Below are 21,855 nucleotides of genomic sequence, written 5' to 3' on the forward strand. Positions count from 1 at the left end.
TGGGCATTTTGCCTGCTCAATGCGTAACTCGATGTCCCGGCATCAGACACGCTGCGGTGCATGTAGCCCTTACTGCGGATTTGCCTGATCACGCAAAAGCCCGGCCAGACGGGCAGCGTCCACCGGCCGGCTGATCAGATAACCTTGCACTTCGTCGCAGCGTTCCATGCGCAGAAATTCCAGCTGATCCTGCCGCTCGACGCCTTCGGCCACGACTTTCAGGGCCAGTCCGTGGGCCATGGCGATAATCGCGCGAGTGATCGCCGCGTCCGCACTGCCCTCGCTCAAGCCGCGAATGAACGCCTGATCGATCTTCACGTAATCCACCGGAATGCGCTTGAGGTAACTCAACGACGAATACCCGGTACCGAAATCATCGATCGCCAGTTTCACCCCCAGATCGCGCAGTTGCTGGAAGGTCGCAATGATGTGTTCGACGCTGTCGAGCAAATGGCTCTCGGTCAGCTCCAGCTCGAGGTAGTGCGGCGCCAGCCCGGTTTCTTCCAGCACTTGCCGGACCAGACTGACCAGTTTGCCCTGACGCAGCTGATGCACCGACAGGTTCACCGACACGCGGATCGGCGCCAGGCCCTGGCGTTGCCATTCGCAGGCTTGCCAGCACGCCTGACGCAAAACGAATTCGCCGATCGGCCCGATCAGACCGGTCTCTTCGGCCAGGCCAATGAAATCTGCCGGCGGCACCTGGCCCATGCTCGGATGATCCCAGCGCACCAGCGCTTCAGCGGCATTCATCCGGCCGGTTTGCAGGCACAGTTTCGGTTGGTAGAACACTGTCAGTTGCTGTTCTTCAATGGCTCGGCGCAAGTGGTTTTCCAGCTGCAAGCGTTCGAGTGTGCTGGCTTGCAGGCTGTCGGTGAAGAACTGGAAATTGTTGCCGCCCAGATGTTTGGCATGCTGCATGGCCATGTTCGACTGGCTGACCAGCGCGGAAATCTCCCGCGCGTTGTCCGGCAGCAGGCTGATGCCCATCGAAGCGCTGACCACCAGTTCATGCCCGTCGACGCTCAGCGGCAAACGCAGCTTGGCCGACAACCGCGTCGCTACCCGTGCCAGGCTCGACAGATTGCCGTAGGCATCGAACAGCACGGCAAATTCGTCACCGGACAGGCGCGCAATGGTGTCGGCTTCCGGCAAGGCATTGACCAGCCGCCGGGCCATCTTCTGCAGGAGCTGATCGGCGACTTCATGGCCGAGGCTGTCATTGAGCAATTTGAAGCGATCGAGATTGATGTGCAGCAACGCCAGACTGCGGCGCCCGCCCTGCCGCACGCGCTGATGGGCTTCGTGCAGACGTTCGCGGAACAGCGAACGGTTGGCCAGGCCGGTGAGCTCATCGTAATGGGTCAGATAACGCAGGCGTTCTTCCGACGCACGCCGTGCCGAGAGATCGGCGAAGAAGCCGACAATATGGCTGACATTGCCCCGGCTGTCGCGCACCGCGTTGAGCTGCAACCACTGCGGATACAGCTCGCCGTTCTTGCGCGTCTCCACCAGTTCGCCCTGCCAACTGCCGTGCTGATCCAGCGCATGACGGATCGCCACATAGTGGCGATGGGCATCGCGGCTGCAGGGCAACTCGACGACGTTGCGCCCGAGCATGTCGTCGATCTCGTAACCGGTGACCCGGCTGAACGCCTGGTTGATCGCAATCAGCGCGTAGTTCGGGTCGAGAATCACGATGCCCTCGCTGGCCGCTTCGAACACCGTGGCCGCCAGCCGCTGCTGCTCTTCAAGGCTTTTGCTGGCGCTGATATCGCGGCGAGTGCCGACCATGCGGATCACCCGGCCGCTGGCGCTGCGCTCTACGGCGCGGCCACGGTCCTCGATCCACACCCAGTGGCCGTCGCCGTGGCGCAGGCGATACTCAACCTGATAATCCTCGGTGCGCCCCTTCAAATGCTCGACCAGGGCGAACTTGAGTGACGGCACGTCTTCGGGGTGCAGTCGTGGCTTGAGGTCGCGCAGCAGCGCCGTGACGTACTCCGGAGCGAGGCCGAACAGTTCCTGAATCTGCGTGTGATGGACCTCGTCGGTCTGCAGGTTCCAGTCCCACAATCCGAGCTCACTGGCCTTGAGCGCAAGCGCCAGGCGCGCTTCGCTTTTGCTCAGGGCCTGATTGGCGGCATCCAGTTCGCGGCTGCGCTGGGCCACGCGATCTTCCAGATCGACCTGCGCTTCACGCAATTGCGCCTCGGCACAGCGGCGCTGCTCGATCTCTTTGCCCAGCTCCTGATTGAGTTGTTCGCTGCGCGTTTGTGCTTGCTGCAAATGCTCGATCAAGTGCTGATTCTGGAAGCGCCGCAGCAATCCACGGTCGATCAGCCGATTGACCTGCCACGCCACCACGCTCAGCGAACCGAGCAGGATCAGCCCCAGCCAGCCCCAGCCCCGCGCCTGATCGTCGCCGCCCCAGAACAGGTAGCCGATCGCTGGCAGCAGGCAAGGTAAGGTAAACGAGAGGAACGCCGGCAGGCTCACCGCGTAGGCGACACTGGCCGACAGCGTTGCCGCGCCGATCAGACCGAATACCCAGGCTTGCTGCATGAAGTTGTCAGCGGGCACCAGAGCGATGCCGGCTCCGGCCAGGGTCAGGCCGGTCATGGTCGAACCGAGCAGGAACATGCGGAACCAGATTGGCTGGGCCTGACGATCGGGAATCGCCGAATCGAACGCGGCCACCTGAATCACCCGCAGCGCGACCAGCGACAGCAGCCACACCAGCCAGACGCTGACCACGAAGTAGCGCTGCGGGCTCCAGAGCAAAGCGGCGCAGACCAGACCATTGATCAACATGAACAGCGTGGGCAACAACGAGCCCTGATACAGCAGACGCGTGCGCTCTACCGCCATTTCGACGGCATAGTGCTTGCGGATCACCCGGGGGTCCACGGAGGGCCCCGACAGTTCGGCGCTGAGGATCATGGGCAACGTTCTTGTTCTTATAGGAGGGCGTGCGCCCGAAACGTGGACGGAGCATACACAAGCCGATCCCGATGCCAAACTGCTGCCGATCACAATTGCGGGGAAATTTTCCGCCGCTTGCGCACCGCTGCAACCCCTCAGGCGAGACGGGCCGAAGCCTGCAGCCAGTGACCGACCGGTCGTCATCGGCAGCACTTTCATCGGCTAATGCAACGCGCGGTTTGCCCGGGCCTGCGGCGCACCCTAGAATGCCCCGATGCGCGATGATCTCTCCCTTCTGCTGAACTCCCTCAACGATGCCCAACGCCAGGCCGTAGCAGCCCCCGTTGGCCGTCAGTTGGTCCTGGCCGGCGCCGGTTCCGGTAAAACCCGAGTGCTGGTGCACCGTATCGCCTGGTTGATCCAGGTCGAAAACGCCTCGCCTCACTCCATCCTGTCGGTGACCTTCACCAACAAGGCCGCTGCGGAGATGCGCCATCGCATCGAGCAGTTGCTGGGCATCAACCCGGCCGGCATGTGGGTCGGCACCTTCCACGGCCTCGCGCACCGCTTGCTGCGGGCGCACTGGCAGGAAGCGGGCCTGAGCCAGACCTTCCAGATTCTCGACAGCGATGACCAGCAACGGCTGGTCAAGCGGGTGATCCGCGAGCTCGGTCTGGACGAGCAACGCTGGCCGGCGCGTCAGGCGCAGTGGTTCATCAACGGCCAGAAAGACGAAGGTCTGCGGCCGCAACACATTCAGGCCAGCGGCGACCTGTTCCTCGCTACCATGCGCGGCATCTACGAAGCCTACGAGGCAGCGTGCCTGCGGGCTGGCGTGATCGACTTCTCCGAACTGCTGCTGCGTGCGCTCGATCTGTGGCGCGATCACCCGGGCCTGCTGGCGCATTACCAAAAGCGCTTCCGGCATATTCTGGTCGACGAATTCCAGGACACCAACGCCGTGCAGTACGCCTGGTTGCGCCTGCTCGGCAAGGGCGGCGACAGCCTGATGGTGGTCGGCGACGACGACCAGTCGATTTACGGCTGGCGCGGGGCGAAGATCGAGAACATCCATCAGTACTCTTCCGACTTCCCGGACTCCGAGACGATTCGTCTGGAACAGAATTACCGCTCCACCGCCGGCATCCTCAAAGCCGCCAACGCTTTGATCGCCAACAACACCGGGCGTCTCGGTAAAGAGCTGTGGACCGACGGTGGCGACGGCGAAGCGATCAATCTGTACGCCGCGTTCAACGAGCACGATGAAGCGCGTTACGTGGTGGAAACCATCGAAAGCGCGCTGAAAACCGGTCTGGCCCGTAGCGATATCGCCATTCTGTACCGCTCCAACGCCCAATCGCGGGTGCTTGAAGAAGCCCTGCTGCGCGAGCGCATCCCGTACCGCATCTATGGCGGTCAGCGCTTCTTCGAACGCGCGGAAATCAAGAACGCCATGGCCTACCTGCGCTTGCTCGAAGGTCGTGGCAACGACGCGGCGCTGGAGCGAGTGATCAACGTACCCGCGCGGGGCATCGGCGAGAAAACCGTCGAAGCGATCCGCGAGCATGCGCGGCACAGCGACGTGTCGATGTGGGAAGCGATGCGCCAGCTGGTGGCCAACAAAGGCCTTACCGGCCGTGCAGCGAGCGCGCTCGGTGCATTTATCGAACTGATCGAGAACCTCGCCGCCAAGTGCGCCGAGATGCCGCTGCACCTGATGACGCAAACCGTCATCGAACAATCCGGCCTGATCGCTTATCACGAAGCGGAAAAAGGTGAGAAAGGCCAGGCCCGGGTAGAAAACCTTGAGGAACTGGTCAGCGCCGCACGTAACTTCGAGAACACCGAAGAGGACGAAGAACTCACGCCCCTGGCGGCATTCCTCGGCCACGCATCGCTGGAGGCCGGCGATACTCAGGCCGACGAGCACGAAGACAGTGTGCAACTGATGACCCTGCACAGCGCCAAAGGTCTGGAATTCCCTTACGTGTTCCTCGTTGGCATGGAAGAAGGCCTGTTCCCGCACAAGATGAGCCTGGAAGAACCGGGGCGTCTCGAGGAAGAACGGCGTCTGGCTTACGTCGGTATCACCCGGGCCATGCAGAATCTGGTCATGACCTACGCCGAAACCCGGCGCCTGTACGGCAGCGAAACCTACAACAAGGTGTCGCGTTTCGTCCGCGAGGTGCCCAAAGGCCTGATCCAGGAAGTGCGCCTGTCCAACAGCGTCAGCCGACCGTTCGGCGGCAACCAGTCGATGAGCGGCAGCAGCCTGTTCAGCGGCAGCGAGATTCCGGAAACCGGTTTTGTGCTCGGTCAGGCCGTACGTCACTCGATCTTCGGCGAAGGGGTGATCCTCAACTTCGAAGGTTCCGGCGCCCAGGCCCGGGTGCAGGTGAACTTCAGCGAAGGCAGCAAGTGGCTGATGCTCGGCTATGCCAAGCTGGAAGCGATCTAATCACCGGCACTGAACCCATGTGGGAGCGAGCCTGCTCGCGAAAGCGCTGTGTCATCAAGCAATCATTTGCCTGACACGACACCTTCGCGAGCAGGCTCGCTCCCACAGGTTATGCGACGCAAGTGCATCAATCCCTCTGAACCTATCGCCTTTTCCTACAGACAAAAGTACATCGGCTGATTGCCTCGCCAAGCTGAACGCAACCTGTCAGGCAAAAGCCCGAAACACTCTCTCGCTAGCCAGTAACACTTCAGCTGTGCAACATGGCGCGCGTGTCTCCACAAAACGGGAATACCCTTTATGAAACGTTTTCTTAGCATCGCCATGGCGTTGTGCATCGGCCTGACGATGAGCCTCGACGCCAACGCCAAGCGCTTTGGTGGTGGCAAAAGCGCCGGCGCTGCGCCGACGCACCAGACCAGCCAGATGGCTCCTTCTTCTCCAGGCGTGGGCGGCGCAGCAGCGACCGCTGGCGCTGCCGGTGCTGCTGGCGCCGCGGCCAAGGCCGGCGGTGCGTCGCGCTGGCTCGGCCCATTGGCGGGCATCGCCGCCGGTGGCCTGCTCGCGTCGATGTTCATGGGCGACGGCTTCCAGGGCATGCAGATCTTCGACATCCTGATCATGGCCCTGATCGCGTTCGTGATCTTCCGCTTCATCGCCGCCCGTCGTCGCAAGCAGCAGGAGCAATTCGCTCCGGCCGGCGCGCCGATGCAGCGTGAAGTGTTCGAGCAGAAGCCTGCCGCCATGGGTTCGATCTTTGGTGGTTCGGCTGCTCCGGCTGCCGCCCGTCCGGTGATCAACGCACCGGCCTGGTTCAACGAAGAGCGCTTCCTTGAAGCCGCGCGCAGCCACTTCCAGTCGCTGCAGCAGCACTGGGATGCCAACGAAATGGACAAGATCGCCGAGTTCGTGACCCCGCAAATGCTTGAGTTCCTCAAGCGTGAGCGTGCGGATCTGGGCGATGGCTTCCAGTCGACCTACATCGACAACCTGCAGGTGCAGCTGGACGGCGTCGACGATCGTGCCGACAAGACCATCGCCACCCTGACCTTCACCGGCGTGTCGAAAACCTCGCGTTTCGACCAGGGCGAAGTCTTCAGCGAAAGCTGGAACATGGAACGTCCGCAGGGCGACAACCAGCCTTGGCTGGTCGCCGGTATCCGCCAGAACGGCTGATCCCTGCTGCGCTTCACTTGCGGTAACAGAACCCCGGCCTCGGCCGGGGTTTTTCATTTCACGGTTGCATCTATGGCGAGCTACTGTATAAACCGGCCCATATAAACCGCGCCATTCAGCAAGAGGATCCCGGACGTGGAAGAAATCATCGAACAACTGCGCGAAGCCAACGAACCCGTACCGGTTCCTTTGGAATTGCCTGACGAAGACCTGCTGGTGGAAATCGAAGAACAACTGTTCATCGACATTCCGTTCGTCTTCAAAGAATTTTTGCTCACCGTCAGCGATGTGGTCTATGGCAGCCTCGAGCCGGTGACCGTCACTGACCCGCAATCGCACACCTATCTGCCGGACGTGGCGGCCAATGCATGGGACGTGGGTGTTGATCGCAGCTTGATCCCGATCTGTCAGGACGGCGATGACTACTACTGTGTCGAAGAAGACGGCACCGTGGTGCTGTGGCAGGCCGAAGAAGAACTGATTGCTGAAGAAACCTGGGAATCGGTGTGGCACTGGGCGCGGGACGTCTGGCTGGAAAGCTGATCCGCCAAACGCCCCGGGTGGTCAATGCCCCGACGACTCCTTGTGGTTGTCGAGGGTTTCCAGCAAGGCCACCTGCATGCGCGTATGCACGCGGATGAACCAGCGCCAGAGCAGCGCCGCAACGGCGGCCGCCACGACAGCGATCAGCACCAGCAGCTTGTTGGTCGGCAGGATACTGGCCGACAAGGCTGCCAACAGCAGGAAAATCACCAGCAGCGAGAGAATCGGGATCACTTCGGCGATCACCCGGCGAACTCGCTGCGTGTGACGCCCGGCCATCTCCGGCTTGACGCCCATTTCCGCCAGCAGCATCGACAGCGCCTTGAGCTTGCGATAAGCCGCAATCAGGAACGGTAGCGAGACCAGCAACGCACCGCCCCAGATCAGTGCCTTCTGCCAGCTCGGATCGCTGATCCAGTCCTGCAGCCACAACGAGATGCGCTCGGCGAAGTATGCGCCGGCAAAGAAGATCGCAATCACCAGCGCCAGATTGACCCCGACCTGCAACAGGATCCGTCGGATCATCGACGCCAGTAGCGCGCCCTCACCTTGCGGCTGGATGCTGCGCAACCATTCGCCATACATGCCCAGCACCCGCCCGAGACGCTTGGGCACGACTGCCGAGAGCTTGATCGACAACGGATCCGCCGCGCGGATCAGATACGGTGTCAGCAGTGTGGTGATCACCGACACGGCTACAGCGACCGGGTAGAGGAAGTTGCTGGTCACCTGCAAGGTCATACCCAGCGCGGCGATGATGAAGGAAAATTCGCCGATCTGTGACAGACCCATGCCGACCCGCAGCGAAGTCCGTCCGTCGTTGCCGGCGATAAACGCACCGAGGCCGCAGGACAACATCTTGCCCAGCACCACGGCCACGGTGATCACCGCGATCGGCCAGGCGTATTCGATGAGAATCAGCGGGTCGAGCATCAAGCCGATGGCGACAAAAAAGATCGCACTGAACAAGTCGCGAACCGGCTCGACCAGCCGTTCGATTTTCAGCAATTGCCGGGACTCGGCCATGATCGCGCCGATCAGGAAAGCGCCAAGCACCATGCTGTATTCGAGCTTGACCACCAGCAGGCAGAAGCCGAAACACAGGCCGAGCACGGTGATCAGCAGCATCTCGTTGCTTTCGAATTTCGCCACATAAGCCAGCAGACGCGGCACCAACAGAATGCCGATGACCAGCGCGACGATCATGAACAGCGACAGCTTGCCGACCGTGGAAAACACTTCCCCCGAGCTCACCGTGCCGCTGACGGCGATGCTCGACAGCAACGCAATGATGCCAATGCCAAGGATGTCCTCGACAATGAGCACACCGAAGATCAACTGCGCAAAGCGCTCGTTCTTCATCTTCAGGTCATTCAGCGCTTTGACGATGATGGTGGTTGAGGAGATCGCCAGAATCGCGCCGAGGAACAACGAATCCATGGTGTTCCAGTCGAACCAGCGGCCGATTTCGTAGCCGATCCAGATCATCAGGATGATTTCGAGAAACGCGGCAATGAACGCCGTTGCCCCAACCTTGAACAACTTGCGCAGGCTGAACTCCAGGCCGAGGCAGAACATCAGGAAGATCACCCCGAGTTCGGCCAGGGTCTTGATGGTTTCTTCGTCGTGAATCAGGCCGAACGGCGGCGTATGCGGGCCGATGATGAAGCCGGCGACGATGTAGCCGAGCACCACCGGTTGTTTGAAACGATGAAACAGTACGGTTACCACGCCCGCGACCAGCATGATCACTGCCAGATCCTGAATAAAACTGATGGCATGCATGGCGTGGGCTCCTTGATGACGAGGCGCGCGGACAGACGTCAGACGTTCTGCGCGAGCAGGGTAAAAATCCGCTTTTAATGTAGGAATTGCCCTTGGGCAGGGCTTTTGCAGGTTAACACCGCGACTTCGCTCTGGAAGCCGGTGCAATATATGGAAACAGATCGCTACCGGCGTGACGGCGGCCCGCCGCGCGGCGTCCCGATAACGGTGCTTTTTGAAAAGCCACCAGGTGCCCGCAGAGGCCCTTCCTGCTATCAGCCTTGATCCGTGAGAACGTTATGGAACCCGGAAACGCTCAGCTGTCGATGACGGTACTGATGACCCCCGACATGGCCAACTTCTCTGGCAATGTCCACGGCGGCACCCTGCTCAAATACCTCGACGAAGTGGCTTACGCCTGCGCCAGCCGTTATGCCGGGCGCTACGTGGTGACCCTGTCGGTGGATCAGGTGATTTTCCGCGAGCCGATTCATGTCGGCGAACTGGTGACGTTCCTGGCCTCGGTCAACTACACCGGCAACACGTCGATGGAAGTTGGCATTAAAGTGGTCACCGAAAACATCCGCGAACGCTCGGTGCGCCACACCAACAGCTGCTTCTTCACCATGGTCGCGGTGGATGATCAGCGCAAACCGGCCGCCGTGCCGCCGCTGCAACCGCAGAACAGCGAAGACAAACGCCGCTTCATGCAGGCGCAGCAGCGCCGGCAGATTCGTCAGGAGCTGGAGAAGCGTTATCAGGAGATCAAGGGCGACGCCTGAGACCAAAAAGCAAAAGATCGCAGCCTTCGGCAGCTCCTACATTTTGGAATTCAAACCCATGTAGGAGCTGCCGAAGGCTGCGATCTTTTTTGAACAACGACGAGATTACAGACTGATCGCGGTCGCCTCGAACTTCACCCGCGGATGCGCAATGCGATCCTGCGCCCGCACCAGTTGCAGCTCATAACTGGCGCACGCCTGGGTTTCCAGCAACACCTCATGCACTGCCGCTGCGGTGAATTCGAATGCCGCCAACAGCGTGTCGCCCAGCAGTACCCGCGCCAGGAACAGGCCGGATGTCAGATCGCCCACCCCCACCGGCTGACGCGGAAACGCCAGCAAGGGACGGCGCAAATGCCAACTGCCCTCAGCCGTCACCAACAACATTTCGAAGCCATCCGCCGGTTTGCCCGGATAATCCAGATGCTTGACCAGTACCGCTTTCGGCCCGCGCGCCAGCAGCGCCCGTGCCATCGCCAGACAATCGAACAGCGACTGCGGCTTGCGCCCGGAAAAACTGTCCAGCTCCAACTGGTTCGGGCACATGATGTCCGCCACGGCCGCAGCTTCATCGAGGAGGAAATCGCTGACCTCGGTGGGCACGCTGCAACCCTTCTCCGGATGGCCCATCACCGGATCACACAGGTACAGCATCTTCGGATTGACCGCTTTGATCCGCGCCACACCGCTGAGAATCGCCCGGCCCTGCGCGGCGCTGCCGAGGTAGCCGGACAGCACCGCGTCGCAATTGCCCAACTCGCCAATTGCGGCGATGCCTTCGATCAGCTCGGGAATCTGCTGCGGTGCCAGCACTTCACCGGCCCACTGACCATACTGGGTGTGGTTGGAAAACTGCACGGTGTTGAGCGGCCAGACGTTGACCCCGACCCGCTGCATCGGAAAAACCGCAGCGCTGTTGCCGGCGTGACCAAACACCACGTGGGACTGGATGGCGAGCAGATGAGGCGTACGTTTCATTCGGGTCATTCCGTAAAACGATTGAAATTCAAGCCGCGCAGTATGCGACGAAACACAGCCTGTACGACAGACCGGCGAGACAGTTAAGCTGACGCCATCTTTTGGAGTTCGATGTCGATGCTGACCCTGGAAAACATCTTCGTGCTGATGCTGTTCGCCGCCGCTGGTGCCTGGCTATGGCACAACCACGGCTTGCGCGAGCGCGCGCTGGAGCGGGTCAAACAGCATTGCACCAATGTCGGCGTCGAGCTGCTGGACGGTAACGTCGCGCTGAAAAAGATCGGGCTGATCAGGGATGCCAACGGTCGCCGACGACTGGCGCGGGTCTACAACTTCGAGTTCACCGTGACTGGCGAAAGCCGCCACAACGGCACCGTCACCCAGTTCGGCGCGCACAGTGCGCAGATTGAACTGGCACCCTACCCGGCGCCGTTCGACGACACGCCGCCGGTGGTCGAAGTCCACAAGCCTCGCGCAGAAGTCATCGAGCTGAGCCAGTGGCGCCAGGAACATACCAAGTGGAAACCTTGAACTGACTCACTGAATCCGGCATTCAGCCAAACCGGCTTGCAGCTGTTCGATGTTCTGCGGTTCAGCGAAGATCAGCTCGATTCTTGAGTCTTTTCGCCATTCGCTGGCTTGCCAACTCAGCTCGGCATGCTCCAGCGCATTGCCCGAAACCCAGCCATCCGTGCTGTGGATAACCAGTTTCGCCCGGTTCCAGTCGAGCGCGCTCAGCCAATCGGCGATGCGTGCTTGATCAAATACCTGCCCCGGATGCCAGCGCCAACCGATGCTCCACCCACCCTCCTGCGCCTGACTCAGGCAAATCGGTTCGGCCGGATTGCTCCAGACCGCTGGCAGCTGTGCCAATCCAGTGGGCAGCGGCAGATGCCCTGCGCCTTCGTTCGCCTTTACTGCCAGCCCCGGAAGCTCGCTCAGAGGCAGTTGCGCTTGCTGCGTCCAGATCAGCCTGACGGGCGGCAACTGGCTGGCGATTCTGTCTCGAGCTGTTTCATCGAGATCTTCCGCCTTGTTCAACAGCAACAACCCCGCACTGGCCAACGCTTGCTGCTGAGCGTCCGGCAAGGCTCTACCTGCGTGCAATGCCTGAGCGTCCAAAACCAGAACACAGGGCTGAACCGCCAGCACACCCAGCCACGGCGCCTCATTCAGTTGCTTGAGCAATTGCGCCGGATGGCCCAGCCCGGATGGCTCGATAAACAGTCGATCCGGCCTGGCCTTGCGCAGCAGGCGGCCAAGGCCGATCTGGAATGGCGCGCCATTGACGCAACACAGGCAGCCCCCGGCCACCTCACCCAGTGCGATACCATCGTCGTCGCGAGTCAGCAGCGCGGCGTCCAGACCAATCTGGCCGAACTCGTTGATCAGCACCGCCCAGCGTTCGTCCGCCGGCCGTTGCGCCAGCAACTGGCGAATCAGGCTGGTCTTGCCGGCGCCCAACGGGCCGGCGATGACGTGGGTCGGAATGTTCTGCAACATGGTGGGCACTTTTCTGCGGACAGTTATTGAGGAGATCGAAGATGCGCTGGTCGGGATGGTCGTTGCTGTTGGCGCTGCTGTCGAGTGAAGCGTGGGCCCAGGCCTGCGTGGTGCACACACAGGGCGAACGGCTCGACGTCAAAGTCTGTCAGCAGAACCGGACGATTCCGCAGAAATTGTTCAATGACGGCTTCTGCCAACCGACGCTGGCCGGGCAGAAGGTCGAGGTGCAATACGTCGACCAGTGCCCGAGCGGCGCTTTCGGCGTGTGCAGCAACGCGCAAGTCGCCAATATGCCCTATCGCCAGGATATCCACTATTACGGCGTGGCCACCGATACGGCGTATCTCAAGCCATATTGCGAAGGCCAGAGCCAGGGCGTCTGGCGCAAGCCCTGATGTGTCAGCCGAGCCAGTCGAGGGTCAGCAACAGACGGCGCTCACCGGGTGCCGGTTGCGGCGAACGATGGATCAGGCCGAAGCCTTCATTGCCGTGCCACTTTTCGCCTTTGAGCAGCGCGACGTCGCCGCTGTTGAGCTGGCGAATCGACGCTGGATCTTGCGGTTCGGCATCGGACTGGCCAAGTTGCGCGCGGTCCATCGCACCCTCCTCAAGCCATTGGCTGCCGATGCCAGCGTAAGTAGTGATCAGGCGCACCGGGACGTGATCGACGTGGAAACGCGGACACATGGCCTTGTCCAGCACGCGCAAACGCACGCCGATACGCCGCGCGCCCAGCAGGCAGGCGAAGGCACTGATCAGCCATTTGAGGTCGCTGATGAAACCTTCGAAACCGTGCAGATCACGCAGACCTGCAGCCAGACCGGCGAGATCCGGCTCAGCGTCCTCGTCAGCCAATTCCAGGCAAAGCGACTCGGCCAAGGGCTCGTTGAGCGACAGCACCAATTGCGCAAAATCGGCGATGTGCACGGGTAGCTGGCGTTGCCAGACGGCGAGATTGGTCTGGTCTTCCAGGATTCGCGTCAACGTTTGCGGGCTCAGGCCCTGGTACTGATGACGGGCAAGAAGCGGCCGATCCTTGAGTACGAGCATCAGGCGGCCTCTTCGTGCCACGGGCCGAATGGATCAGGCAGCAAACGCCAGCCTTCTACACCCATGGCCATTTCTTCATCGGTCAAAAGGCAGGCATCGAGTTCGGCGGAGAGCTGTAGGAAATCGATGTTCTGACCAATGAAAACCAGCTCCTGGCGGCAATCTCCTACGCTTGGAGTCCAGTTTTCCATGATCGCCTGCACGCTTTCCTGATCTTCGGGCCATTGGTTCTTTGCTACGAAACGCCACCAGCGCCCGGCGAATCCATGCCGCATCAAACCGCCGGCCTGAGACCAGCTACCGGCATCGGTGGGTTTGCTGGCCAGCCAGAAGAAGCCTTTGGAGCGCAGCAATTTACCGTTCAGCCATGGCCGGTCAATGAAGCTGAAAAAGCGTTGCGGGTGGAATGGCCGGCGGGCGCGGTAGGCCGTCGAGGCGATGCCGTATTCCTGTGTTTCCGGGACGTGCTCACCGCGCAATTCCTGCAGCCATCCCGGGGCTTGTGCGGCTTTCTCGAAATCGAAACGACCGGTGTTGAGAATGTTCTCCAGGGGGATTTCGCCCATCACCATTGGAATGATTTCAGCCTGGGCATTCAGGCGCTTGAGGATGGCGGTGAGTTCTTCACGCTCGTGCTGGCTGATCAGGTCGATTTTGCTGATCAGCAGGACGTCGGCGAACTCGATCTGCTCGATCAACAGATCGGTGATGGAACGCTCGTCTTCTTCACCGAGAATCTCGCCGCGAGAGGCAAGGCTTTCGGCCGCCTGGTAATCGAGCAGGAAATTCACGCCGTCGACGACCGTGACCATGGTGTCCAGGCGCGCGATGTCGGCGAGGCTTTGCCCTTGTTCATCGCGGAAGGTGAAGGTTTCAGCGACCGGAAGCGGTTCGGAAATGCCAGTGGACTCGATCAGCAGGTAATCAAAACGATCCTCGCGGGCGAGTTTGCTGACTTCTTCCAGTAAATCTTCACGTAACGTACAGCAGATACAGCCATTGCTCATTTCGATGAGTTTTTCCTCAGCGCGGTTCAGGCTGACATCGCGCTGGACTTCACTGCCATCGATGTTGATCTCGCTCATATCGTTGACGATCACCGCAACGCGCAAGCCGTCTCGGTTACGTAGTACGTAATTCAAAAGCGTACTCTTTCCCGCGCCGAGAAATCCGGAAAGTACGGTGACGGGCAATTTGGCTGACATTGGATAATCCTCGTAAATGGCAGCCGATCTGCGCTTTCAGGTGTGCGCTTGGCGTGTTGCGCTTCAATTAATTGGGGCAATGAAGGCAAACGATCGTAATCGGCAGCTCAGGCTGGTTACGGACGATGTTATAGTATAACAATCACAGCTTGCCAGTCCGACACAGGAGAATTCGTAATTTGCCGCAGCACCGATCGTGGAAATTCTCAATGAACAATGGGTTGAAATACCTGCTTTTGAGCTTTGCTACGTCGCTGGCCGGCCAAGCCCAAGCGCAGATGCCCTCGCTTGCGCACTGCACGCGCAGCGCTAATTTGCTGGCATGTGTGGACGCCGACGGCAATGCCTATAGCGTCAATACGGTCGGCACCACGCTTTACCTGCGCGGATTCGAGAAGGACGGCCATCGCTATTGGGCGCAAACCAACAGCCGCTTCGGCCAGTTAACCTTTTTTACCGGCATCGCCTCGGATGGCGAGGCTTGGGTTGGCTATACCCGTCGTGTCGGCTGGACGACCATCAACCGTTTTTCCAGCTCGGGTGGTAGCAGCGCAAGGTTCACTTGCAGCCGGATGACGGGCTGCTAGTGAAAACCTTTTCATGAAAAAAGCATCGCTGAATGGATTGTTATAATGTAACGTAAATAGAGATCAATACGACGGTCTCAACCATGAATGCTCTTACTCTCCCGGATATCGCCGCCCAATCTGCGCGCCAGGCACTGCCACTCGATTGGGTAGGCATGCGTGGGATTGCCCTACCTGTTGTGCTCGAAAGCCAACGCCTCAGCGCCAGAGTCGACGCTGGCGTGAGTCTCGATGATGGTGAAGCGCGTGGTATTCACATGTCGCGCTTGTATCTGGCACTCGAAGCCCTCGAACAGCGAAGCCTTTCTCCCGCTCTGCTGCATCAGGTACTCAAGGGTTTTCTGGTAAGTCACCAAGGTCTATCCGTCTGCGCATATCTGAACATTCACACCGACTTATTGCTGAAACGGCCGGCGTTAGTCAGCCCCCTAGCCGGCTGGAAATCCTATCCGACAACCATTTCAGCAAGCCTGAAACAGCAAATGTTCCACGTGGAACTAAGACTCGAGGTGCCCTATTCCTCGACATGCCCCTGCTCGGCAGCCTTGGCAAGGCAATTGATCCAGCAGCAATTCATCGACGACTTCGCCAACAAGGCTCTGCAACATGCCGATGTTTTGGCATGGCTTGGCTCGACCAAAGGGATCGTAGCGACGCCGCACAGCCAACGTAGCTATGCGCAACTGCACCTGCATCTCGACAATTTCATCGACGAGCTACCGCTGACAGCGATCATCGATGACGCTGAAGCAGCCCTCGGCACAGCCGTGCAGACCGCAGTAAAGCGCCCCGACGAGCAAGCGTTCGCTCTCGCCAATGGGCAAAACCTGATGTTCTGCGAAGACGCCGCGCGCCGCCTCAACCTGGCACTGCAACGCACACCCGGCATCAAACAATTGCATATCCGCGTGATCCACGCCGAAAGCCTGCATGCTCATGACGCCGTCGCCGAAAGCAGCTGGCAGCGGGAGCACATATGATCCGCTGCCAATCGCTGGTCTGGGGCTCTCCCGGCCAACCGCTGACGACGCCTCTGAGTCTTGAGTTCGAGAGCGCCAGCCTGACCGCCATCATCGGCGCCAACGGCTGCGGCAAAAGCAGCCTGCTAAAGGTCATTGCCGGATTGCAGAAGCCTCTCGCTGGCAAAGTGGAAATGGCTGTTCCACGCCAAAGCGGAATTTCCTTTCTGCCGCAACAGCAGCACTTGGATCGGCAGTTTCCAATAAGCCTGGAAGAACTCATCGCAGCAGGTTTCTGGGGCCGTCGGCTGTCGACGCAACTGCGCATGCAGCGACTGAAAAACGCACTGGAAGACTGGCACTTGAGTGGCCTCGAACAGCGTCCGTTGATGGCCCTGTCCGGCGGTGAGCTACAACGCGCCCTGCTCGCACGACTGAGCCTCGCTGACGCCCCGGTGCTGTTGCTCGATGAACCTCACGCCGCACTCGACGAACTCGGCCAGCAATTGCTCTGGCAACACATTCACCACTGGCACGCCGAGGGCCGGACACTGGTCATGGTCTGCCATGACCTGGCGGCGGTGCGAGAACACGTTCCGCATACGCTGCTGATCAAAAACGGCCACTGCGTGTACGGAACCAGCCGAGAACTGATCCAGACAACACCGCACATGCAGGTCGCCTGATGCTCGCCACCGTCAGCCATTTCTGGCAGCCGTTCAGCGAATTCGTGTTCATGCGCCGCGCCCTGCTCGGTGGCCTGGTGCTGGCGTGCAGCACGGCGCCCTTGGGCGTGTTTCTGATTCTCAGACGGATGAGCCTGATCGGCGACGCGGTCGCCCACGGCATTCTACCTGGTGCAGCGCTGGGATTCTGGTTTGCCGGTTTGAGCCTTCCTGCCCTGACGCTCGGCGGCCTCGGCGCTGGCCTGAGCATGGCCGGACTTGCAGCCTGGATAACCCGGCGTACGGGTTTGCGCGAGGACGCCAGTCTCGCCGCGATCTATCCGATTTCACTCGCCAGCGGCGTGCTGATTCTCGGTATTGCCGGCAAGCGCCTCGACCTTCTGCACTTGCTGTTCGGTTCGGCGCTAGCCGTGGATGGACCGACGCTGACCGGCATGCTTTGGGTCTCGGCCATCAGCCTCATGGCCATGGCGGCGATCTACAAACCCCTGCTGTTGGACACACTCGACCCGCTGTTCTTGCGCACGGTCAGCCGTATCGGGCCACTGGCTCATGGCGTGTTCCTGACTCTGGTCGTGCTGAATCTGGTGATCGGTTTTCAGGCCATCGGCGCACTGATGGTAGTCGGGCTGATGATGCTTCCGGCTGCCGCGTCGAGATTCTGGAGTCGCCGTCTGCCAATACTGATTACCGTCGCCGCCGTCATGGGTTGCATGTCGGTGTGGCTCGGCTTGCTGCTGTCGTTCTACTACTCACTGCCCAGTGGCCCGGCCATCGTCCTGGTTGCCGGGGCCGGCTATCTGCTGTCGGTGGTGTTTGGACCGGTTCACGGTTTGCTGCGCCGCCCGCCTTTGCTCACATCCCAATGAGGTGTTTCCCGATGCGCGCTCTATTCGTGCTGTTCAGCCTGATGCTGTCGATGTCATTGTCGGCCGCCGAAAAACTACCGGTCGTCACCAGCTTCAGCATCCTTGCCGACATGGTTCATCAGGTCGGCGGCGAACACGTTGAGATCACCAACATGGTCGGCGCAGATGCCGATGCGCACACCTACGAGCCAAACCCGGACGATGCCAAGGCATTGCTCAAAGCCAAAGTGATCATCAAGAACGGCCTCGGTTTCGAGCCTTGGCTGGATCGCCTGGTGACCAGCACCGACAGCAAGGCGACGGTGATCAGTGCCAGTCGCGGGGTGATTCCACGTTCGCTCGATGAAGACGGCGAGACTGTTGCGGATCCACACGCCTGGCACAATCTGGCGAACGCTGAGTCGTACGTCGCCAACATCACCAAGGCGCTGATCGCCGCCGACCCGGCCAACAAGGCTGACTACGAGCGCAACAGCCAGACCTACCTCAAGCAGATCTATGCCCTGCTCGCCGAAGCCAAAAACAAACTCGGCGCGCTGCCGCCGGGTAATCGCAAGATCGTCACCAGCCACGATGCCTTTGGCTATCTGGGTCAGGCCTATGGCATCGACTTTATCGCGCCACAGGGTTTGTCCACCGAACGCGAACCCTCCGCCGCCGAAGTCGCTGCGCTGATCACGCAGATTCGCCAGGCGAAGGTCAAAGCGGTGTTCATGGAGAACATCAAGGACGCGCGTCTACTAAAGCAAATCGCGGATGAAAGCGGCGCACACATCGGTGGCACGCTGTACTCGGATGCACTGGCGGCGAGTGGACCGGCGAGCACCTTTACCGGGCTGTTCGAATACAACCTCAATACGCTGTACAAGGCGTTGAGTCAGCCATGACTTGAGGTGTACTTCCGATCTATTCGCGAGCAGGCTCGCTCCCACAGTTGGAATGGGTTCCAGCTGTGGGAGTCGGAGGTTTTAAGCGCGGGGTTTTACCGTACCGCAATCCTGGCCGAGCCACACTGCCCGGGTTTCCAGGCTGCCCTTCTGGTTAATGCCGATGGCGTTGAAGGTGCCATTGGCAACGGTGGTGAATTCGCGGTCACTGAGGAATGTCGCCACGCCGGTACCTTGGGCTTTCGGGCAGCTGAAGCGGAATTTCCACTGGTTGCCGGTGCGCTCGGTGATCTGCTGTTTGCAGCCCGATTGCGGATCGGCCAGCGGGATGTCGTTGGTCGCGACCTGCTGCGGCGTCAGGCAGGCGCGGATACCTTTCCCGCCGATGTTGATGCCGTTCTTCTCCAGCGCCGCGCGCTGCTGCGGGGTGATCTGGCCTTGAATCTGGCCAAGGATCGATTGCACGTCCATGGCCTGATCATCGACCTTCAGATTGCTCGAAGACATTTCCCACAATCCCGGCTGCAGCATTTGTGCCTGCGCAACCACCGGTAATGCCAAACCCAGGCCCAGCGCCAAACCCAGCAGACGAACGTTCATCGAGAAACTCCTGATCAGTTGTGGCCGTTAGACGCCGGCCGGTTGCGTCGGTTCATGCACCGATTAAATAGAGACATTCGCCGCAGAACATGGTCTGTTAAGCATTGCATCTCGCGGAGCAAGGCTGCCCCATGGATTTTTTCGGACCGCACATTTTCGGTTACCTGATCGCCCTGTTGCACACACTCGGTTCGATCGCTGCGATCCATGCGGTGCTCACCGTGCGCACAGCGCAAGGCTCGATCGCCTGGGCATTGTCGTTGATCTTCATTCCCTACTTCACGCTTATTCCGTATCTGGTATTTGGTCGCAGCACCTTCGACGGCTACATCAAGGCCCGGCGCCAGGCCAACGAGCAGATGCGCCTGGCCATTTCCGAACTGAACTGGCGTCCATGGGTGGAGGAAGCCCTGGCCGCTCGCGCTTCGAGTGCCTACGCCTCACTGCGCGCGATGCCGAAACTGGGGCGCATGCCGTGCCTGGCGAACAACGAGGTGCAACTGCTGGTGAACGGCACCGCGACCTTCGATGCGATATTTCAGGCGATCGCACAAGCGAAGGAAGCCGTGCTGATCCAGTTCTTCATCATTCACGACGACCGGCTCGGCCAGCGCTTGCGTGATTTGCTGTTGAAGAAAGCCGCCGAAGGCGTGTCGATTCATTTGCTCTACGACCGCATTGGCAGCCATGCCCTGCCCCATCATTACGTGCTAGCGCTGCGTGATGCCGGCGTCGAGGTCAAAGCCTTTGCCACGCGCAGCGGCTGGCTCAACCGCTTTCAGGTCAACTTCCGCAACCACCGCAAAATCGTCGTGGTCGATGGCGTAGTCGGGTTTGTCGGCGGGCATAACGTCGGCGATGAATACATGGGTGAGAAACCACCGCTGGCGCCATGGCGTGACACCCACGTCAAAGTTCGCGGGCCGGTGGTGGCCTGCATGCAGGAATCGTTCGCGGAAGACTGGTTCTGGGCTGCTCGTACCCTGCCGCCGTTGATCCTGCCGGATACGTACCCGGAGGATGGCGTGCTTTGCCAATTGCTAGCCAGCGGCCCGGCAGACGCCTACGAAACCTGCTCGCTGTTTTTCGTCGAAGCCATCCACGCAGCAACGCAACGGGTGTGGATCACCAGCCCGTACTTCGTCCCGGACGAAGCGGTATTCGCAGCACTCAGGCTGGCGGTTTTGCGTGGTGTCGATGTGCGCCTGCTGTTGCCGTCACGGCCTGATCACCGCATTGTCTACGCCGCCTCAAGCCTGTATGCCTTTGAAGCGGTACGGGCCGGCGTTAGGGTGTTCCGTTATCGACCGGGTTTTCTGCACCAGAAAGTGGTGTTGATCGACAGCGAAATCAGCGCCATCGGCAGCGCCAACCTGGACAATCGCTCGTTCCGCCTGAATTTCGAAGTGATGTTGCTGACCGTCGACAGCGAGTTCGCCGCTGCTGTGGAACACATGCTCAATGACGATTTCGCCCAGGCCGATGAGGTGGCCAAAGAAGAAAGCCGGGAGATCCACCGCCTGCAACAGGTCGGCATGCGGATCGCCCGGCTGATTTCGCCGATTCTCTGAGCGCCCCGCTTCAGGGGTGGTAGATGTCGTCGCGGGTCCAAGGCAGTTCGTGGCTGCCATCCGGATGCGCTTTCACAGCGAGGATCTGATGCAGATTGATCCAACCCCGCGCGAAGGCATAAGCGCAACCGGCCAGATACAGACGCCAGATACGCAGTGCTTGCTCAGGCACCAGTTTCCCCGCAGCTTCGAGGTTGTCCTCCAGTCGCTCGCTCCAGTGATCGAGCGTGCGCGCGTAGTGCAGGCGCAGGCTTTCGACATCGACGATTTCCAGCCCGGCTTCACTGATCTCGGCAGAGATCATCGCCAGATGCGGTAACTCGCCGTTGGGAAACACGTATTTTTCGATGAAGTTGCCTGCGCCGCGTCCAACCGGGCGGCCATCGGTGTGCTTGGCGGTAATGCCGTGGTTCATTACCAGGCCGCCCTCCTTCACCGCACCAAACAGGGTTTTGCAGTATTCGGCGAGATTGGCGTGTCCGACGTGTTCGAACATGCCGACGCTGACAACCTTGTCGAAGCGGCCGTCCTGGGGCAAATCGCGATAGTCGAGCAATTGCAGTTCGACCTGATCGTCCAGCCCTTCGGCTTTGACTCGCTCCTGCGCCAGGGCCAATTGTTCCTTGCTCAAGGTAATACCAAACACTTTGACGCCAAACTCTCGCGCCGCATACCGCGCCAGACCGCCCCAACCACAACCGACATCAAGCAGATATTCGCCCGGCTGCAAGCGCAGCTTGCGGCACAGATGGCGGAATTTGGCTTGCTGCGCCTGTTCGAGGGTTTCGCTGCCGGTTTCGAAATAGGCACAGGAATACGCCATGTCGCTGTCCAGCCAGAGCTGGTAGAACGCATTCGACAGGTCGTAGTGGTAGGAGATGGCTTTGGCGTCGGTGTCCTTGTCGTGTTGCGCGCGCACCGGCTGACTGTCTTCGTCCTGATCAAGCAGCGCATTGCTCAACTCATCGCAAACCCGGATGACCTCGCTGATCGAGCCCTCAAGTTCCAGCTTGCCTTCGACGAACGCCGCACCGAGTACATCCAGGCTTGGGTGGGTGAATTGAGTAACCATCTGCGGGTCCTTGACCACGATGGTTACGCTGGGCGTCGGCCCCAGATTGAACTCGTGGCCGTCCCAGAGTCGCAGGCGAAGCGGTAAATGCAGGTTCTGCAAGGCCGGTGGAAGTTGCGCGAGCATGGAAAATCCCCCCTTGTTTCAGACGTCTGATCTGAGGGTAGACCAACCTTGAAAAATAGCAGGCTATCGATTCGATCGGCCTTGTCTATCGTGATCGGCACATCGGCTGAA

Annotated in this window: 20 protein-coding genes; 12 read left to right on the plus strand and 8 right to left on the minus strand. The window is 60.2% G+C overall.

Annotated features, from left to right (window positions below; translation table 11 throughout):
- Nucleotides 1-69 precede the first annotated feature (69 nt).
- Nucleotides 70-2,943, minus strand: coding sequence for a GGDEF domain-containing phosphodiesterase (locus tag FEE99_RS03720; RefSeq protein ID WP_041476576.1), 2,874 nt, complete (start codon nt 2,941-2,943; stop codon nt 70-72).
- Between the two features lie 256 nt (nt 2,944-3,199).
- On the opposite strand from FEE99_RS03720, the gene uvrD reads away from it, so the two are divergent.
- The 3 genes from uvrD (at nt 3,200) to FEE99_RS03735 (ending at nt 7,102) form a co-directional block, all read left to right on the plus strand.
- A complete protein-coding gene (gene uvrD, locus FEE99_RS03725; RefSeq protein ID WP_041476575.1) occupies nt 3,200-5,383 on the plus strand; it encodes a DNA helicase II in 2,184 nt (727 codons plus the stop codon).
- Between the two features lie 300 nt (nt 5,384-5,683).
- Nucleotides 5,684-6,559: a Tim44 domain-containing protein gene (locus FEE99_RS03730; RefSeq protein WP_016772449.1), complete on the plus strand. Its 876-nt coding sequence runs from the start codon at nt 5,684-5,686 to the stop codon at nt 6,557-6,559.
- A gap of 135 nt (nt 6,560-6,694) precedes the next feature.
- Complete coding sequence (locus FEE99_RS03735; protein ID WP_038359443.1) at nt 6,695-7,102, plus strand: SMI1/KNR4 family protein; 408 nt, start codon at nt 6,695-6,697, stop codon at nt 7,100-7,102.
- Nucleotides 7,103-7,123: 21 nt separating this feature from the next.
- Here FEE99_RS03735 and FEE99_RS03740 read toward each other — a convergent pair whose 3' ends face one another.
- Nucleotides 7,124-8,887: a cation:proton antiporter gene (locus FEE99_RS03740; protein ID WP_041476574.1), complete on the minus strand. Its 1,764-nt coding sequence runs from the start codon at nt 8,885-8,887 to the stop codon at nt 7,124-7,126.
- 278 nt (nt 8,888-9,165) lie between these two features.
- Between FEE99_RS03740 and FEE99_RS03745 the strand changes: the two genes are divergently transcribed.
- Nucleotides 9,166-9,648: an acyl-CoA thioesterase gene (locus FEE99_RS03745; protein ID WP_016772447.1), complete on the plus strand. Its 483-nt coding sequence runs from the start codon at nt 9,166-9,168 to the stop codon at nt 9,646-9,648.
- A 105-nt stretch (nt 9,649-9,753) separates the two neighbouring features.
- Here the strand turns inward: FEE99_RS03745 and pdxY are convergent, their stop codons facing one another.
- Nucleotides 9,754-10,626: a pyridoxal kinase PdxY gene (pdxY, locus tag FEE99_RS03750; protein ID WP_041476573.1), complete on the minus strand. Its 873-nt coding sequence runs from the start codon at nt 10,624-10,626 to the stop codon at nt 9,754-9,756.
- Nucleotides 10,627-10,743: 117 nt separating this feature from the next.
- Between pdxY and FEE99_RS03755 the strand changes: the two genes are divergently transcribed.
- The gene (locus FEE99_RS03755; protein WP_038861179.1) at nt 10,744-11,157 is read left to right on the plus strand and encodes a DUF3301 domain-containing protein; all 414 of its coding nucleotides are present in this window, start codon (nt 10,744-10,746) and stop codon (nt 11,155-11,157) included.
- A 6-nt stretch (nt 11,158-11,163) separates the two neighbouring features.
- Here the strand turns inward: FEE99_RS03755 and FEE99_RS03760 are convergent, their stop codons facing one another.
- Nucleotides 11,164-12,129 carry a CobW family GTP-binding protein gene (locus FEE99_RS03760; protein WP_041476572.1) on the minus strand — a complete coding sequence of 322 codons (966 nt, stop codon included), beginning with the start codon at nt 12,127-12,129 and terminating at the stop codon, nt 11,164-11,166.
- A gap of 41 nt (nt 12,130-12,170) precedes the next feature.
- Here FEE99_RS03760 and FEE99_RS03765 point away from each other — a divergent pair, with 41 nt between their 5' ends.
- Nucleotides 12,171-12,527, plus strand: coding sequence for a hypothetical protein (locus FEE99_RS03765; protein WP_041476571.1), 357 nt, complete (start codon nt 12,171-12,173; stop codon nt 12,525-12,527).
- Between the two features lie 4 nt (nt 12,528-12,531).
- On the opposite strand, the gene FEE99_RS03770 is transcribed toward FEE99_RS03765, so the two are convergent.
- Together FEE99_RS03770 and zigA are read right to left on the minus strand one after the other, a co-directional pair.
- Nucleotides 12,532-13,182 carry a DUF1826 domain-containing protein gene (locus FEE99_RS03770; RefSeq protein ID WP_041476570.1) on the minus strand — a complete coding sequence of 217 codons (651 nt, stop codon included), beginning with the start codon at nt 13,180-13,182 and terminating at the stop codon, nt 12,532-12,534.
- Nucleotides 13,182-14,387, minus strand: coding sequence for a zinc metallochaperone GTPase ZigA (zigA, locus tag FEE99_RS03775; RefSeq protein ID WP_041476569.1), 1,206 nt, complete (start codon nt 14,385-14,387; stop codon nt 13,182-13,184). The genes FEE99_RS03770 and zigA overlap by 1 nt, the downstream gene beginning before the upstream one ends.
- Before the next feature lie 209 nt (nt 14,388-14,596).
- Here zigA and FEE99_RS03780 point away from each other — a divergent pair, with 209 nt between their 5' ends.
- From FEE99_RS03780 to FEE99_RS03800, 5 genes are all read left to right on the plus strand, one after another.
- On the plus strand, nt 14,597-14,974 hold the full coding sequence (locus tag FEE99_RS03780) for a hypothetical protein (RefSeq protein ID WP_041476568.1): 378 nt from the start codon (nt 14,597-14,599) through the stop codon (nt 14,972-14,974).
- 83 nt (nt 14,975-15,057) lie between these two features.
- Entirely contained in the window at nt 15,058-15,954 is an 897-nt protein-coding gene (gene folE2 / locus FEE99_RS03785) for a GTP cyclohydrolase FolE2 (protein WP_041476567.1), read from the plus strand.
- Nucleotides 15,951-16,619: a metal ABC transporter ATP-binding protein gene (locus tag FEE99_RS03790; protein WP_041476566.1), complete on the plus strand. Its 669-nt coding sequence runs from the start codon at nt 15,951-15,953 to the stop codon at nt 16,617-16,619. The genes folE2 and FEE99_RS03790 overlap by 4 nt, the downstream gene beginning before the upstream one ends.
- On the plus strand, nt 16,619-17,488 hold the full coding sequence (locus FEE99_RS03795; RefSeq protein WP_041476565.1) for a metal ABC transporter permease: 870 nt from the start codon (nt 16,619-16,621) through the stop codon (nt 17,486-17,488). The genes FEE99_RS03790 and FEE99_RS03795 overlap by 1 nt, the downstream gene beginning before the upstream one ends.
- Before the next feature lie 11 nt (nt 17,489-17,499).
- On the plus strand, nt 17,500-18,375 hold the full coding sequence (locus tag FEE99_RS03800; protein ID WP_041476564.1) for a metal ABC transporter substrate-binding protein: 876 nt from the start codon (nt 17,500-17,502) through the stop codon (nt 18,373-18,375).
- Between the two features lie 81 nt (nt 18,376-18,456).
- Here the strand turns inward: FEE99_RS03800 and FEE99_RS03805 are convergent, their stop codons facing one another.
- Nucleotides 18,457-18,975, minus strand: a complete 519-nt coding sequence (locus FEE99_RS03805) for a DUF3617 domain-containing protein (RefSeq protein WP_016772436.1) — start codon at nt 18,973-18,975, stop codon at nt 18,457-18,459.
- Between the two features lie 131 nt (nt 18,976-19,106).
- Between FEE99_RS03805 and cls the strand changes: the two genes are divergently transcribed.
- Entirely contained in the window at nt 19,107-20,546 is a 1,440-nt protein-coding gene (gene cls / locus FEE99_RS03810; protein ID WP_041476563.1) for a cardiolipin synthase, read from the plus strand.
- Nucleotides 20,547-20,556: 10 nt separating this feature from the next.
- Here cls and cfaB read toward each other — a convergent pair whose 3' ends face one another.
- Entirely contained in the window at nt 20,557-21,744 is a 1,188-nt protein-coding gene (gene cfaB, locus FEE99_RS03815) for a C17 cyclopropane fatty acid synthase CfaB (protein WP_041476562.1), read from the minus strand.
- Nucleotides 21,745-21,855: the final 111 nt, after the last annotated feature.

Origin of the sequence: Pseudomonas sp. ef1 (genome assembly GCF_007293365.2) — a bacterium.
GTDB classification, from domain to species: Bacteria; Pseudomonadota; Gammaproteobacteria; order Pseudomonadales; family Pseudomonadaceae; genus Aquipseudomonas; species Aquipseudomonas siliginis.

Bases quoted from the DNA above. Each gene is read 5' to 3' on its own strand.
- FEE99_RS03760 (WP_041476572.1), bottom strand. From the start codon at position 12,129: ATGTTGCAGAACATTCCGACCCACGTCATCGCCGGCCCGTTGGGCGCC.
- FEE99_RS03790 (WP_041476566.1), top strand. From the start codon at position 15,951: ATGATCCGCTGCCAATCGCTGGTCTGGGGCTCTCCCGGCCAACCGCTG.
- FEE99_RS03795 (WP_041476565.1), top strand. From the start codon at position 16,619: ATGCTCGCCACCGTCAGCCATTTCTGGCAGCCGTTCAGCGAATTCGTG.
- FEE99_RS03780 (WP_041476568.1), top strand. From the start codon at position 14,597: ATGAACAATGGGTTGAAATACCTGCTTTTGAGCTTTGCTACGTCGCTG.
- folE2 (WP_041476567.1), top strand. From the start codon at position 15,058: ATGAATGCTCTTACTCTCCCGGATATCGCCGCCCAATCTGCGCGCCAG.
- zigA (WP_041476569.1), bottom strand. From the start codon at position 14,387: ATGTCAGCCAAATTGCCCGTCACCGTACTTTCCGGATTTCTCGGCGCG.
- FEE99_RS03770 (WP_041476570.1), bottom strand. From the start codon at position 13,182: ATGCTCGTACTCAAGGATCGGCCGCTTCTTGCCCGTCATCAGTACCAG.
- FEE99_RS03755 (WP_038861179.1), top strand. From the start codon at position 10,744: ATGCTGACCCTGGAAAACATCTTCGTGCTGATGCTGTTCGCCGCCGCT.
- uvrD (WP_041476575.1), top strand. From the start codon at position 3,200: ATGCGCGATGATCTCTCCCTTCTGCTGAACTCCCTCAACGATGCCCAA.
- pdxY (WP_041476573.1), bottom strand. From the start codon at position 10,626: ATGAAACGTACGCCTCATCTGCTCGCCATCCAGTCCCACGTGGTGTTT.
- FEE99_RS03800 (WP_041476564.1), top strand. From the start codon at position 17,500: ATGCGCGCTCTATTCGTGCTGTTCAGCCTGATGCTGTCGATGTCATTG.
- cfaB (WP_041476562.1), bottom strand. From the start codon at position 21,744: ATGCTCGCGCAACTTCCACCGGCCTTGCAGAACCTGCATTTACCGCTT.
- FEE99_RS03740 (WP_041476574.1), bottom strand. From the start codon at position 8,887: ATGCATGCCATCAGTTTTATTCAGGATCTGGCAGTGATCATGCTGGTC.
- FEE99_RS03730 (WP_016772449.1), top strand. From the start codon at position 5,684: ATGAAACGTTTTCTTAGCATCGCCATGGCGTTGTGCATCGGCCTGACG.
- FEE99_RS03765 (WP_041476571.1), top strand. From the start codon at position 12,171: ATGCGCTGGTCGGGATGGTCGTTGCTGTTGGCGCTGCTGTCGAGTGAA.
- FEE99_RS03745 (WP_016772447.1), top strand. From the start codon at position 9,166: ATGGAACCCGGAAACGCTCAGCTGTCGATGACGGTACTGATGACCCCC.
- FEE99_RS03720 (WP_041476576.1), bottom strand. From the start codon at position 2,943: ATGATCCTCAGCGCCGAACTGTCGGGGCCCTCCGTGGACCCCCGGGTG.
- FEE99_RS03805 (WP_016772436.1), bottom strand. From the start codon at position 18,975: ATGAACGTTCGTCTGCTGGGTTTGGCGCTGGGCCTGGGTTTGGCATTA.
- cls (WP_041476563.1), top strand. From the start codon at position 19,107: ATGGATTTTTTCGGACCGCACATTTTCGGTTACCTGATCGCCCTGTTG.